Origin of the sequence: Streptococcus suis, assembly GCA_024583055.1 — a bacterium.
Classification (GTDB): Bacteria; Bacillota; Bacilli; order Lactobacillales; family Streptococcaceae; genus Streptococcus; species Streptococcus suis_V.
In genome coordinates, this window is record CP102145.1 from 1551196 (window position 1) to 1563949 (window position 12754).

Sequence of the window (12754 nt, forward strand, 5' to 3'; positions counted from 1 at the left end):
TTTAATATTACCACATTTTTTAAAAAAATCAAGAGAAAATCGGCAAAAAATGAAAACGTTATCAACTTTTTTTCTTGTTTTGTTTTAGTTGCTTGATTTTTTCTTGGGTCATGCCCAAGGCACGCTCGTATTTGCCGGTGTCGTTGGCGGTGAAGTAGTCCGCAGCCAATAACTTATCGGGCAGGTATTGCTGGTCCACCCATTTTTCAGGATAGGCATGGGGATACTGGTAGCCAATGGCATTTCCCAGCTCCTTACTGCCGGCATAGTGACCGTCCCGCAGATGATTTGGGATAGGCAGATGACCGTTTTTTCGCAAATCGGCCAGAGCTGCATCCATAGCCAGATAGGCAGAATTGGACTTGGGAGAAAGGGCCAAATCGACCACTACATTGGCAATCAAAATCCGTGCCTCTGGAAAGCCGATTTTCTGGGCAGTTTCAAGGGCGGTCACCGTATGAATCTGAGCCTCTGGATTGGCCAAGCCGATGTCTTCATAGGCAATGACCGTCAAACGACGAGCAAGACTAGGCAGATCTTCGGCCTCAATCAAACGAGCGGCGTAGTGGAGGCTGGCATTGACATCGCTACCCCTAATGGATTTTTGCAGAGCGGAGAGGATGTCGTAGTGGGCATCACCGTTCTTGTCCATGCTGATGTAGGACTTTTGCAGGCTATTTTCCACAGCGTCTAGGTCAATGTGGCGGCTACCGTCGTCACTTTTCTTGGTCGAAAGCACAGCCAGTTCTAGAGAATTGTAGGCAGCCCGAAGGTCGCCATTGGTCGCATTTGCCAGAAAGTCCAGAGCCTCAGGTTCAATGGTGACTGGGAAGTCAAAACCACGTTCACTGTCTGTTAAAGCCAGCTCCAAGGCCTGTCGGATATGGCTGGTTTTCAAGGGTTGTAATTCAAAAATCTGCACCCGACTGCGAATGGCGGGCAGGATTGAGAAGAAGGGATTTTCCGTCGTTGCCCCAATCATGATGATATTGCCATTTTCCAAAAGAGGGAGCAGGAAGTCCTGCTTGGTCTTGTTGAGGCGATGGATTTCATCGAGCAGGAGAACCAGACCGCCAGAAAACTTAGCCTCTTCAGCGATTTCCTGCAGGCGTTTTTGGTTGTCGGTCGTGGCATTAAAGGTCCGAAAGGCATACTTGGTCGTGCCAGCAATTGCGGACGCAATCGAGGTCTTGCCAATTCCCGGCGGACCGTAGAGAATCATGGACGACAGCATATTGGCATCAATCATGCGGCGGATAATCTTTCCAGAACCGACCAGGTGTTCCTGACCGATAACCTCATCAATGGATTTGGGCCGCATACGAAGGGCGAGATTGGCTGGCATAGGCTTCCTTTCGTTTCTTTTGTTAGCTGATTATGGTACACTTATTATAACACAAAATTAAAAGAGGACTGACATGGCAAAACATGGCTTTTTAGATGTGCTGGAAGCGGCACTGGACAAACTTTTTACCTACGATTACGAGCTTAACTGGGATAAGAAAAACCACGCAGTTGAGCTGGCTTTCATCTTGGAAGCACAAAATGCGGCTGGAATTGAAACGGTGGACGACGAAGGCAACGCATCTGCGGAGGATATTTTCCTAGAGGAGTATGTCCTTTTCTACAACCAGGACAAGTCTCGCTTTGACGAGGAAGACTACTTGGTCGCTCTGCCATTTGACGCTAAGAAGGGCTTTTCAGCCGAGTTTCTGACCTACTTCGCAGGTTTTCTCAAGGACACCGCCGACCAAGGTTTAGACGACCTCATGGACTTTTTGGCGGACCCAGAAGCCCAAGAATTTACGATTGCTTGGGACGGTGAAGCCTTTGAAAAAGGCAGAGCAGACTTGGTAGAAGGGGAGTTCTACCCATATCCGAGGTATTAGGATATGGCGTAATAGTTTGATTTTATAACTTATGTGACAAATACATTAATAATGTTGAAGAAATCCATACTTGCTACCGAATAGCCAACCATTCCATGGAATTTATGCTACTGGGCTGAGATTGCTACTATTGGGTTATATAGTGTTTCGAAAAGGTTGAAGTAAAAAGAATATCTGGAGAAATGATGAAAATAATAGAGGTACTCAAAGAGCAGTTTGATAGTTTTGAGGTAATTGAAGAAAAGTGGAATGAGCAGTATGAGGGGATTTTAATAAAAGTAAATGGTCAATCACGTTATAAAAGATGTCGTCTAGCTCATAAAACACCAAGAAAAGAGGGCTATTTCACAGCTTTTTGGAAAAAAGATCAATTTAATAAAAATATTCCATTTTCGGATCGGGATATGATTGATGAACTGATTATTGTTATTAATGATGGTCAGCAGAAAGGGATGTTCCTGATTCCGAAGAACGTTTCTATAACGCAGAACATTATTTCTACCAAAACCTCTAAAGGAAAAATGGCAATGCGTTTTTACCCACCATGGTGTCAAGATTTGAACAAAACCGCACTAGCTACTCAAAAATGGCAGCTCAATTATTTTATAGATTTGAGTGAAAAATAACAAAATTATATTAATTTTAAGAAAGGAAATGAACACGCCCTAAACTCTGTGTAAAAAATAAAGATTTTCTATTTTTACGTTGCGCTTTATGGGCCTGGTATCTTATTTTATGAACTCATGGCAAGAATTAACCATTCACGTACATCGTGATGCAGAAGAGGCAGTTTCAAATCTCATGATTGAAACGGGCAGTCAGGGGGTGGCCATTAGCGACTCGGCTGACTATGTGGGACAGGAGGACCGTTTCGGTGAACTCTATCCCGAGGTGGAGCAGTCGGATATGATTGCCATTACGGCCTACTATCCTGACACTTTGGATATTGAGGAAGTTAAGGCAGATTTGACTACTCGCTTGGCGGATTTGACAGGCTTTGGCTTGGAAACGGGTCAGATCAGTCTAGAAAGTCAGGAATTGGCGGAGGAAGACTGGGCGGACAACTGGAAGAAATACTATGAGCCAGCCCGCATTACCCACGATTTGACCATTGTGCCGTCTTGGACGGACTACGAGGCGACAGCAGGTGAGAAGATTATCCGCTTGGATCCAGGTATGGCTTTCGGGACGGGAACTCACCCGACGACCAAGATGAGCCTTTTTGCTCTTTCTCAGGTCTTGCGTGGTGGCGAAACGGTCATCGACGTCGGTACAGGTTCAGGTGTTCTCTCCATTGCTAGCTCCCTCCTAGGTGCCAAGGAGATTTACGCTTATGATTTGGACGAGGTGGCGGTGCGTGTAGCTCAGGAAAACATTGACCTCAACGCCAATACTAGCAATATTCATGTTGCGGCAGGTGATTTGCTTCGTGGCGTTGACATTAAAGCAGAAGTCATCGTTGCCAACATATTGGCGGACATTCTCATCCATCTGACCGAGGATGCCTATCGTCTGGTCAAGGACGAGGGCTACCTGATTATGAGCGGTATCATCGCGGACAAGTGGGATATGGTGCGAGCATCTGCGGAGGCGGCCGGCTTCTTCCTCGAGACCCACATGATCCAGGGCGAGTGGAATTGCTGCGTCTTTAAGAAGACGACTGACCGCTCAGGTGTGGTTGGAGGCTAGGATGCAGCAGTATTTTGTCAATGGCAGAGCACCGCAGGGCGTGTTCCAGATTAGCGATAAGGACACTGCCAAGCACATGTTTTTTGTTATGCGCTTGCAGGCAGACGACCAGATTGTCCTTGTTTTTGACGACGGCATCAAACGCTTGGCGCGCGTGGTAGATAGCCAGAACCAATCTGTTGAAATCATCGAAGAACTGACAGATAATGTCGAATTACCTGTCTCCGTTACTATTGCCATGGGCTTTCCTAAGGGAGATAAGCTCGAATTTGTCGCTCAAAAGGCAACGGAGTTAGGCGTGTCAGCCCTCTGGGCTTTTCCAGCCGATTGGTCTGTGGTCAAATGGGACGGTAAAAAGTTAGCCAAAAAAGCAGAGAAGCTAGAAAAAATTGCCCAAGGCGCAGCCGAGCAAAGCAAACGCAATCGCATTCCAGCAATTCGCTTGTTTGAGAAAAAATCTGATTTCCTAGCCCAGCTGGCAGGCTTTGATCAGATTATTTTAGCCTACGAAGAAGCCGCCAAAGAAGGCGAACAAGTCAATCTAGTGAAAATCTTATCTGGCTTAGAAGCTGGGCAATCAGTCCTTGTTATTGTCGGTCCAGAAGGTGGCGTGTCGCCTGAGGAAGTAGTCACTTTTGAAAAAGCAGGAGCGGTTAAGACAGGTCTAGGACCTCGCATCCTCCGAGCCGAAACGGCTCCACTCTATGTACTTTCTGCCATTAGCTACGCGACGGAATTGTTGAGGTAGTGTATGTTTGCTTTAGGAACGATTATCAATACCTTGGCCATTGCCCTAGCAGGTTTGCTAGGGTCTTGGTTTGGGCATTTACTAAAAGAACGCCATCAGTCGGGGTTGACGATGGCGAGTGGTGTTGCTGTTCTTTTTCTGGGGATTTCTGGTAGTTTAGAGGGGTTACTGACAGTTGTAGATGGTCATATCACAAGTCAGAATAGTATGCTTCTGGTTAGTAGTTTAGCATTAGGAACCTTGGTGGGGGAAGTACTCCATATCGAAGGTTGGTTTGAGCAACTTGGTGTTTGGCTCCGTGAAAAATCGGGAAATAGTCAAGATTCTCTGTTTTTAGATGCCTTTTTGACGGCTTCCTTGACTGTTTGTATTGGAGCTATGGCCATTATTGGTTCTATTCAAGATGGTTTGACGGGAGATTACCGATTATTAGCTATTAAAAGCATTTTGGATTTTATAATTATTTTGATTATGACTTCTAGTTTAGGTAAGGGAGCAGGGTTTTCGGCCGTACCCGTCTTCTTTTTCCAGGGCTCAGTAACGATTTTGGCACGTTTGATTGAACCGATTATGACGGAACAAGCACTTGCGAACCTTTCTCTAATAGGGTCTGTTCTTATTTTTTGTGTCGGAGTTAATATTATTTGGGATCGAAAAATCCGCGTGGCTAATATGTTGCCTGCCATCTTGGTGGCAGTTGTTTGGACGTATTTTGTATAAGAAAACCAGGATTCCCCTGGTTTTTACTATTTTCGTTCAAATTGCAAGAGGCTGACCTGCCCCAAGCCCTTCCAGACCTCCTCGATTTGCCCGACCTGTTGAAAATCATTTTTCAGGAGTACCTGCTGAGAAGCATAGTTTTCTGGCAGGACAAAGGCGACGATTGTTGTTATCGGGCATTCTTCTAGTAGGAAATGGCAGAGCAGGGCGACTGCTCGGCTAGCCAGACCTTGATTCCAGAAAGCATGATGGAGACGGTAGCCAATGGTCACCGAAGCAGTTCGTTTTTTGTAGTCGAAAACTTCCAAGACGCCAATCAATTTCCCTTGAAATTCTAGTCCTAAAAACAATCTTTTTTTCTTATCAAAATCACGTTGGAAATGACTGATTCGTTTGCGAAGGGTTTCTTTATTTTTAGTTGATGTGTTAGGAGTGGACTGGAAATGAAGGGGATTGGAATAGATTTCCCAAAGGTCGTCGAGGTCTGTTTCCTCGATTTTCCGAAGTTGGAAAGAAGCAGCTTGTAGAGTTGGGAAAGTGTCAAACATGAGATCTCCAATTGTGTTGAATATGATAGGGCTTATTATATCATGTTTTCTACTAGAAAAGCGTCAGCAGTTACACATAATTGATTGCCTTTTTCATATCAGTGTTGCTATAATAAAGTTGAAAGTAGGTGGTTATGTGTATAAATGGTTTTCTTTATGTATGTTATGTCTAGCTGGTCTGCTTTTGGCTTCCTGTCGTATGGATAATCATCAGCAACCCGTTCAGGCTGTTGAGCAGACGACGAGGCCCCATGTGGATGTTTGGCAGGTTGCCTATCGGTCCCTGGTAAACAAATGGGAGAAAATGGAAGGGAAAACCCAGTCCAAAGAGTTGCTTCTGCAGGACCTTCAAGCGGAGCAGCAACTCTACGAAACATTCCGGGGGCAAACCTTTGATAAACCTGATTATGAAGGAATGGTGGCTCTGCACCTAGACACTCTCGGTAAGGGGATTGAAACCTTGAAATTCTATGATGAGCCAGACTTTACCAGTAGATGGGAAGCCTATCAGGAGGATTACAAAACCTTTTACCGTTGGCTTGATGATAAGGGCGGGTTGTTTGTTCCTGAAGAGTATCAGCTGGACCTGGATAAATTTCTAGCGGGTTCTGCACAGCTGGAAAACATCAACCAGACCGAGCAAACCTTGGACGATTTATTGGAAACAGTGACCATCAGCCAGACAGATCAGACTTATGGGAATGGCTACCCAGTCTATCAAGGTCAGTTAGGTAATATTTTGGGTGTCCCGATTAAAACACTACGTGGCAAGGTATTGCTCAAAGACCAAGCAGGGACTGTCGTTGGTGAGCAGCTCTTTGTGGTCGAGGATTGGCCGGAAAATGGCAGAGCGACTATCGATTTCATCACGCCAAAGAATTTCGAGCAGACGGAGTTAGTGTTAGACTACTTTGTCGCCCAATGGCCATGGCAGCCAGTCGAAGAGTTGGGAGGAAACTGATATGAGATGGAAATCGTGGTATCTGAACCTGTTACTGGTGGCAGGTTTGGCCTTTCTGCTGTGGCGACAGGCAGAGGTTATCCCAGGAACTAACTATAAAATCTTGTCCGACCTGGTCTTACAGGACCGGGAGACAGGGGTCATCTATACTTTTGAAAATCTGGAAGTTAGGACCGCCTTTGTGTCCGGAATCGAGGAAGACCAAGCGGTTTTAGAAAAAAACTTTGAAACGAGAGAAATGGGTGAGGATCTGGTGGATAAGGTCTATGGTGGCGAGGAGGGGCAGATGATGGAGTGGACCGAAAGCAAGGGCTTTGGTTGGAATTGGTTCAGCTCAACGATATCCTATCCCGTGCCTGCTGGGGAATACGGGATCATTCGCTTGGAAACACGCTATAAAAACGAGACCTACCGTCTGGAGCAAGAGGGCAAACTTCTGGGTACCTATACAGTGAAAACTCCACAAGAAGAGTACCTCGTCCCTATCTATACGACATCATAAAAAGCAAGTCCAATCGGGCTTGCTATCTTTCTAAATCCTTAGTCGTCATCTCCAAATGTATCGCGATACATTTTGTCAATTAGTGCTCTACGTTTGTACTCAGTTTGTTCCTCTGTGTGAGGGTGGAGTTTAACCAGCAACCAACCTACAACAAGGAATACCCCAACAGTAGTAATAATTTCAGCCATTATCTTTTTAACTTCCTTTTTCTTGGGTTATCTAACTCTTATTATAAAGTTTTTTTGAGACTTGTCAAGGAGATGTGCTTTGGGGTTCAGATACATATAAAAACGAACATTTCCTTGCGGATTTGTTCGTTTTCCTTATCTAATCAATCAGATTTAATCTTCCCTGCGTTTAGCAGCCAGTCCTGCTAATCCTGCAAGTCCGATACCAATCAAGCTGAGCACAGAAGTCGCATCGCCTGTGTTTGGCAATGTTTTCACTCCTGGAGCTGGTGTGGTCTCGACAGGCTTGTCAGCTGGCAAGGTAATTTTCTGACCAGATGAAAGGGTGATGACTTGGCCACCAGCATTTGCTTGACCAGGCTTGATTGGTTTTTGTGGTTTTGGATTAGGTGTTTGAGGAGTTGGGATGATAATGTCAATGGTTGGAGGAGTCGCAGATTCTGGTTTAGGCTCAGTGTAGAGGAAGCGGTAAACGCCCATGCCGTTGACTCCGTCACCTACAAATTCTTCAATATATTCCACATCTTCCAACTTCTCTGCAGCAATCAAATCCTTAGCAGAGTTTGATGTACGGAAACGAAGGTCTAGGCCCTTGATAGTATCCGCAAAACGCCAGTTGCTATCGGCAGAAGGGTTGATATTTTTCTCTTCTAGGATATAGTTGATGATTACTTGGCGGTTTTCCAGGTTGAGCAGGCGGTTGACCGTCGCATTTTTCACACCAGGGAAAGTACCACTAGCGCGGTAGTTATTGGTCGCTACCATGAATTCCATGTCATCCGTCACAGGCTGACCATTGTACTTGAGATCACGGACACGGCTAGCATCTTTATTGACAAGCTTACCACTGGTATCGTATTTGTTTGGCTGGGTAATATCGTAGGTATAGGTTACACCGTCGATAACATCGAAGTTATAGTTACGGAAGTTGATGTTGAGCAACTCCTGAGGCTCTTTGTTGTTTCGGTCCACTTGGTTGAATTGACCAGCAGACATTTCCAACCATTCTTTCAGGTCAGCACCAGTGATTTTCAGAATAGCGGTGACATTATCATAAAGATAGAGGTCGGCTACATTTTTGATAGCAATGGAACCAGCTGGGATGTCTGTGTAGTTATCGCCCTCAGAAATACCGCGACCACCAGCCTTGAACGGAGCTGCTGCAGAAAGGAGTGGCAACTTGCCTTCCTCTGTGCCAGCCAATTCTTTTTCCAAGTACCAGAGCTGGGCCTTGTTGACAATCTGAACAGACGGGTCATCTTTTACTAGGGAGAAGTAGCTGTGAATGCGGGCGCTAGTTTCACCAACTTTTTCATTGACATAAGTAACCGTCGCATCGTGAGCCTCTTTCGCAAGGGCAAGGATTTCTGGGTCAGCCACAGGAGACTTGGTATCAATCTTGCGGATTTGTCCCTTGCCGTCTACCACATTCCACTTGCCGTCGGTGTAGGTCACCTTGAGGTCAATGATGCCCAGGTGGTCACCGTATTTACCTGCCATGGTCACTGGAGTGCCGTTAATAGTGCCGTTTACATCATCAACACCAGCGTATTGGGCATAGAAACCAGGCTTTTCAGGGTTCATGGTTGGGAAGAGGGCATGAGAATGTCCAGTCACAACCGCATCGACACCGTCGATCCCTGCGATATGGTAGCCCACGTTTTCTTCGCCAACTTCGTAAGTATCATCACCGATACCAGAGTGGGAAAGAATCAGAACGATGTCTGCACCAGCCTGCTTGATAACGGGCACAATTTCTTTCACAGCTTGGACGGCATCGTTGACCACTACCTTGCCTTCTAGGTTTGCCTTGTCCCAATTGAGAATCTGAGGCGGAACAATACCGGTAATACCGATGTTGAGGTTGACAGGGCGACCAGTTGTGTCGGTAAAGGTCTTGGTCACCAATTCGTAGGTTTTAAAGACAGGTTGGAGGGATTTTGCATCCACTACGTTGGCATTGACCACCGGAAGGCTGGTTGAAGCCAATACAGTATGTAGGAAGTCCAAGCCGTAGTTAAATTCATGGTTACCCAGTGTTGATGCGTCAAAATCAAGCTCTTCCAGAGCAGCGTACATAGGGTGTTTTTCGCCAGTCTCAACAGGGTCAACGATAGCCTTGTAGGTGCCCAGTGGTGTACCTTGGATCAGGTCTCCATTGTCGACCGTAACGGTGTTTGGATTTTCAGCGCGTGCCTCTTCGATGAGGACAGCTGTCTTGGCCAAGCCAAGGTTTTGTGACTCTTTGTCCTGGTAGTAATCGTAGTTGACCAGGTTGGTGTGGAGGTCGGTTGTAGACAGGATGCGGACATCGACCGTCTGGCCTTCTACTGGAGGGGCAACTTCTGTTGTGGTCGTTGTGATTGGTTCAGCAGTGAGGACAGGCTGACTAGTATCTCCCCCAGTTCCCTCAGTTGGTGCTGGTGCTGGTGCAGTTTCGTTTGTTACCGTTGGTTGAGTTGCTGGTGTTGTTACCTCTTCAGCCTGGACCAATTGTGCGCTACTAGTTGCCAAGACTGCCAAGGTCAAGGCTGTAGCCGATTTACTAAAAGGAAATTTCATAAGAAATCCTCTACTTTCTATTAAGGTGTGCAAGAAACATTATACAGGTTCAGAAGGATTTTTTCAACCGTTTTCGGAACAATGAATTAAAAAACAAGAACAAAACAACCATGTAATCGCTTGATAAACAAACATTAACTTTTAAATTAAGAAAATAATTCGTTCGTTTGTGGCGGACAGTTAGGAATGTATCTGATTTCTTCCTCTTTTCCTATGAAAATGGTAAAATAATAGGAAATAGCTAGGGAGAGAAGTAAATGAAAGAAGTCAATTATACAGGAGAGGAAGTCGTTGCCCTAACAGCCACTTATTTGCCAGAAGAGGATGTTACTTTTGTCAAAAAGGCTTTGGATTTCGCGACAGAGGCTCACAAGCCACAATTTCGCAAGTCCGGTGAGCCCTACATTCTCCATCCTATACAGGTGGCAGGTATCTTGGCAGGTCTAAAGCTGGATGCGGTAACGGTTGCCTGCGGTTTTTTGCATGATGTGGTGGAGGATACAGACATTACCCTGGACCAGATGGAGGCAGAATTTGGCCCTGAGGTTCGTCACATCGTCGGCGGTGTGACCAAGCTGGGCAAGGTAGAATACAAGTCCCATGAAGAGCAGTTGGCTGAAAACCACCGCAATATGCTGATTGCCATGTCTCAGGATATGCGGGTTATCCTGGTCAAACTGGCTGACCGCCTTCATAATATGCGGACCCTCAAGCATCTCCGACCAGACAAGCGGGAGCGGATTTCACGTGAAACAATGGAAATCTATGCTCCTCTTGCCCACCGTCTGGGGATTTCCTCTGTCAAATGGGAGCTGGAGGATACGTCCTTCCGATACCTCAATGAAGTGGAGTTCTATAAGATTACCCACATGATGCGAGAGAAACGTCGGGAGAGGGAGGCTCTGGTCACAGAAGTAGTGGACAAGCTGCGTGAGTACACGGAGGAGCGCCACCTTCACGGGCAGATTTATGGCCGGCCAAAGCATATTTACTCTATTTACCGCAAGATGCACGACAAGAAAAAGCGGTTTGACGAGCTCTACGACTTGACGGCCATTCGCTGCATTATGGACACGCCGAGCGATGTTTATGCCATGCTGGGCTACATTCATGAACTCTGGAAACCAATGCCAGGTCGGTTCAAGGACTACATTGCCAGCCCCAAGGCCAATGGCTACCAGTCCATCCACACCACAGTTTACGGACCAAAAGGCCCTATCGAGTTCCAGATTCGGACCATGGAAATGCACCAGGTGGCGGAGTACGGGGTTGCGGCCCACTGGGCCTACAAGCGAGGTGGTGCTGCCAAGGCCTCTGAGAAAGAATTGCGCTGGATTAACAACCTGATTGAGCTGCAGGAGGGAGCTGGCGGAGATGCCCAGACCTTTGTGGATTCTGTGAAAGATGATATTTTTACTGAGCGGATTTACGTTTTCACTCCCGACGGTGCCGTTCGTGAATTGCCTAAAGACTCTGTTCCCATTGACTTTGCCTATGAGATTCATACCAAGGTCGGCGAGCGTGCAACCGGAGCCAAGGTCAATGGTCGCATGGTGCCACTGACTACCAAGCTCAAGACAGGCGACCAGGTGGAAATCATCACCTCGGCCAATTCCTTCGGACCAAGTCGTGATTGGGTCAACATCGTCAAGACCCACAAGGCTCGTAACCGGATCAAGCAGTTCTTTAAAAACCAAGACAAGGAACTGTCTGTTTCCAAGGGTCGAGAGATGATTCAGGCCTTGCTGTTGGAAAATGGCTACGCTCCAAATCAGTATTTGGACAGAAAGCACATGGATGCCGTTTTGCAGAAGGCCAGCTACAAGACGGATGAGGCCCTCTTTGCCGCAGTTGGTTTCGGTGAGGTTTCGGCTATCTCTGTTTTCAATCGCCTGACGGAGAAAGAGCGTAAGGAGGCTGAGCGCGCCAAAGCCAAGGCTGTCGCGGACGAATTGGTCAACGGTGGCGAAGTCAAGCATGATAATAAGAAAGACAGTCTCAAAATCCGTCACGAGGGTGGTGTGGTTATCGAGGGGGCATCCGGTCTCCTCATCCGGATTGCCAAGTGCTGTAATCCGGTACCTGGTGATGAGATTGTCGGCTACATTACCAAGGGGCGTGGGGTAGCCGTCCACCGGGTGGATTGTATGAATCTCAAGAGCCAGGAAAATGTGGAGCAACGACTGATTGATGTCGGTTGGGAAGAGGATGATAATTCAACCAAGGAATACATGGCCAATATCGACATTTACGGGCTCAATCGCTCTGGTCTGCTCAACGATGTCCTCAAGGTCTTGACCAATGCTAGCAAGAACATTTCCTCGGTCAATGCCCAGCCAACCAAGGATATGAAGTTTGCGACCATTCATGTCTCCTTCGGCATTTCCAATCTGGCGACCCTGACCAGTCTGGTTGATAAGATCAAGTCGGTGCCAGAAGTTTACTCAGTGAAAAGGACCAATGGATAGATGAAAGTGATTATACAGCGTGTGACGCAGGCCAGTGTGACCATCGAGGGAACGGTTCATGGCCAGATTGACCAGGGACTTTTGCTCCTGGTCGGTGTCGGTCCAGATGATAACTCAGAGGATATGGACTATGCGGTCAGAAAAATTGTTAATATGCGGATATTTTCCGATGAGAATGGCAAGATGAACAAGTCTGTCCAAGATGTGGCAGGCAAGATCCTATCCATCTCCCAATTCACCCTCTTTGCGGATACTAAAAAAGGCAATCGCCCGGCCTTTACGGGTGCGGCAGCACCCGACATGGCCAAACAATTCTATGAAGATTTTAATCAAGCTTTGTCATCCTTTGTGCCGGTGGAAGTGGGTATTTTCGGGGCGAATATGCAGGTCAGTCTGACCAACGACGGACCGGTGACCATTGTCTTGGATACGAAGAACGGCTAAAGTAGGGAAAAATACCTCTATACTTTCCGAGTTTA

Annotated in this window: 13 protein-coding genes; 9 read left to right on the forward strand and 4 right to left on the reverse strand. The window is 46.7% G+C overall.

The window, feature by feature from the left end:
- Nucleotides 1-61: 61 nt before the first annotated feature.
- Complete coding sequence (locus NQZ91_07770) at nucleotides 62-1345, reverse strand: replication-associated recombination protein A (protein UUM57272.1); 1284 nt, start codon at nucleotides 1343-1345, stop codon at nucleotides 62-64.
- Nucleotides 1346-1418: 73 nt separating this feature from the next.
- Between NQZ91_07770 and NQZ91_07775 the strand changes: the two genes are divergently transcribed.
- From NQZ91_07775 to NQZ91_07795, 5 genes are all read left to right on the forward strand, one after another.
- Nucleotides 1419-1889, forward strand: coding sequence for a DUF3013 family protein (locus NQZ91_07775; GenBank protein ID UUM57273.1), 471 nt, complete (start codon nucleotides 1419-1421; stop codon nucleotides 1887-1889).
- Nucleotides 1890-2074: 185 nt separating this feature from the next.
- On the forward strand, nucleotides 2075-2515 hold the full coding sequence (locus NQZ91_07780; GenBank protein ID UUM58840.1) for a MepB family protein: 441 nt from the start codon (nucleotides 2075-2077) through the stop codon (nucleotides 2513-2515).
- A gap of 109 nt (nucleotides 2516-2624) precedes the next feature.
- On the forward strand, nucleotides 2625-3578 hold the full coding sequence (prmA, locus tag NQZ91_07785) for a 50S ribosomal protein L11 methyltransferase (protein ID UUM57274.1): 954 nt from the start codon (nucleotides 2625-2627) through the stop codon (nucleotides 3576-3578).
- A 1-nt stretch (nucleotide 3579) separates the two neighbouring features.
- Nucleotides 3580-4326, forward strand: a complete 747-nt coding sequence (locus NQZ91_07790; GenBank protein UUM57275.1) for a 16S rRNA (uracil(1498)-N(3))-methyltransferase — start codon at nucleotides 3580-3582, stop codon at nucleotides 4324-4326.
- Nucleotides 4327-4329: 3 nt separating this feature from the next.
- Nucleotides 4330-5046 (forward strand): DUF554 domain-containing protein, encoded by a 717-nt coding sequence (locus NQZ91_07795; GenBank protein ID UUM57276.1) that lies wholly within the window; start codon nucleotides 4330-4332, stop codon nucleotides 5044-5046.
- Between the two features lie 26 nt (nucleotides 5047-5072).
- On the opposite strand, the gene NQZ91_07800 is transcribed toward NQZ91_07795, so the two are convergent.
- Complete coding sequence (locus NQZ91_07800; GenBank protein ID UUM57277.1) at nucleotides 5073-5594, reverse strand: GNAT family N-acetyltransferase; 522 nt, start codon at nucleotides 5592-5594, stop codon at nucleotides 5073-5075.
- A gap of 199 nt (nucleotides 5595-5793) precedes the next feature.
- Between NQZ91_07800 and NQZ91_07805 the strand changes: the two genes are divergently transcribed.
- Entirely contained in the window at nucleotides 5794-6555 is a 762-nt protein-coding gene (locus NQZ91_07805) for a hypothetical protein (GenBank protein UUM57278.1), read from the forward strand.
- A gap of 1 nt (nucleotide 6556) precedes the next feature.
- A complete protein-coding gene (locus tag NQZ91_07810) occupies nucleotides 6557-7057 on the forward strand; it encodes a hypothetical protein (protein UUM57279.1) in 501 nt (166 codons plus the stop codon).
- Between the two features lie 38 nt (nucleotides 7058-7095).
- Here NQZ91_07810 and NQZ91_07815 read toward each other — a convergent pair whose 3' ends face one another.
- Nucleotides 7096-7245 carry a hypothetical protein gene (locus NQZ91_07815; GenBank protein ID UUM57280.1) on the reverse strand — a complete coding sequence of 50 codons (150 nt, stop codon included), beginning with the start codon at nucleotides 7243-7245 and terminating at the stop codon, nucleotides 7096-7098.
- Nucleotides 7246-7398: 153 nt separating this feature from the next.
- A complete protein-coding gene (locus tag NQZ91_07820; protein ID UUM57281.1) occupies nucleotides 7399-9807 on the reverse strand; it encodes a bifunctional 2',3'-cyclic-nucleotide 2'-phosphodiesterase/3'-nucleotidase in 2409 nt (802 codons plus the stop codon).
- A gap of 257 nt (nucleotides 9808-10064) precedes the next feature.
- On the opposite strand from NQZ91_07820, the gene NQZ91_07825 reads away from it, so the two are divergent.
- Both NQZ91_07825 and dtd read left to right on the forward strand, forming a co-directional pair.
- Entirely contained in the window at nucleotides 10065-12275 is a 2211-nt protein-coding gene (locus tag NQZ91_07825) for a bifunctional (p)ppGpp synthetase/guanosine-3',5'-bis(diphosphate) 3'-pyrophosphohydrolase (protein ID UUM57282.1), read from the forward strand.
- Nucleotides 12276-12719, forward strand: coding sequence for a D-aminoacyl-tRNA deacylase (gene dtd, locus NQZ91_07830; protein UUM57283.1), 444 nt, complete (start codon nucleotides 12276-12278; stop codon nucleotides 12717-12719).
- Nucleotides 12720-12754: the final 35 nt, after the last annotated feature.

Excerpts from the sequence above, each read along its gene's own strand:
- NQZ91_07770 (UUM57272.1), bottom strand. The coding sequence starts at position 1,345 with ATGCCAGCCAATCTCGCCCTTCGTATGCGGCCCAAATCCATTGATGAG.
- NQZ91_07775 (UUM57273.1), top strand. The coding sequence starts at position 1,419 with ATGGCAAAACATGGCTTTTTAGATGTGCTGGAAGCGGCACTGGACAAA.
- NQZ91_07780 (UUM58840.1), top strand. The coding sequence starts at position 2,075 with ATGAAAATAATAGAGGTACTCAAAGAGCAGTTTGATAGTTTTGAGGTA.
- prmA (UUM57274.1), top strand. The coding sequence starts at position 2,625 with ATGAACTCATGGCAAGAATTAACCATTCACGTACATCGTGATGCAGAA.
- NQZ91_07790 (UUM57275.1), top strand. The coding sequence starts at position 3,580 with ATGCAGCAGTATTTTGTCAATGGCAGAGCACCGCAGGGCGTGTTCCAG.
- NQZ91_07795 (UUM57276.1), top strand. The coding sequence starts at position 4,330 with ATGTTTGCTTTAGGAACGATTATCAATACCTTGGCCATTGCCCTAGCA.
- NQZ91_07800 (UUM57277.1), bottom strand. The coding sequence starts at position 5,594 with ATGTTTGACACTTTCCCAACTCTACAAGCTGCTTCTTTCCAACTTCGG.
- NQZ91_07805 (UUM57278.1), top strand. The coding sequence starts at position 5,794 with ATGGATAATCATCAGCAACCCGTTCAGGCTGTTGAGCAGACGACGAGG.
- NQZ91_07810 (UUM57279.1), top strand. The coding sequence starts at position 6,557 with ATGAGATGGAAATCGTGGTATCTGAACCTGTTACTGGTGGCAGGTTTG.
- NQZ91_07815 (UUM57280.1), bottom strand. The coding sequence starts at position 7,245 with ATGGCTGAAATTATTACTACTGTTGGGGTATTCCTTGTTGTAGGTTGG.
- NQZ91_07820 (UUM57281.1), bottom strand. The coding sequence starts at position 9,807 with ATGAAATTTCCTTTTAGTAAATCGGCTACAGCCTTGACCTTGGCAGTC.
- NQZ91_07825 (UUM57282.1), top strand. The coding sequence starts at position 10,065 with ATGAAAGAAGTCAATTATACAGGAGAGGAAGTCGTTGCCCTAACAGCC.
- dtd (UUM57283.1), top strand. The coding sequence starts at position 12,276 with ATGAAAGTGATTATACAGCGTGTGACGCAGGCCAGTGTGACCATCGAG.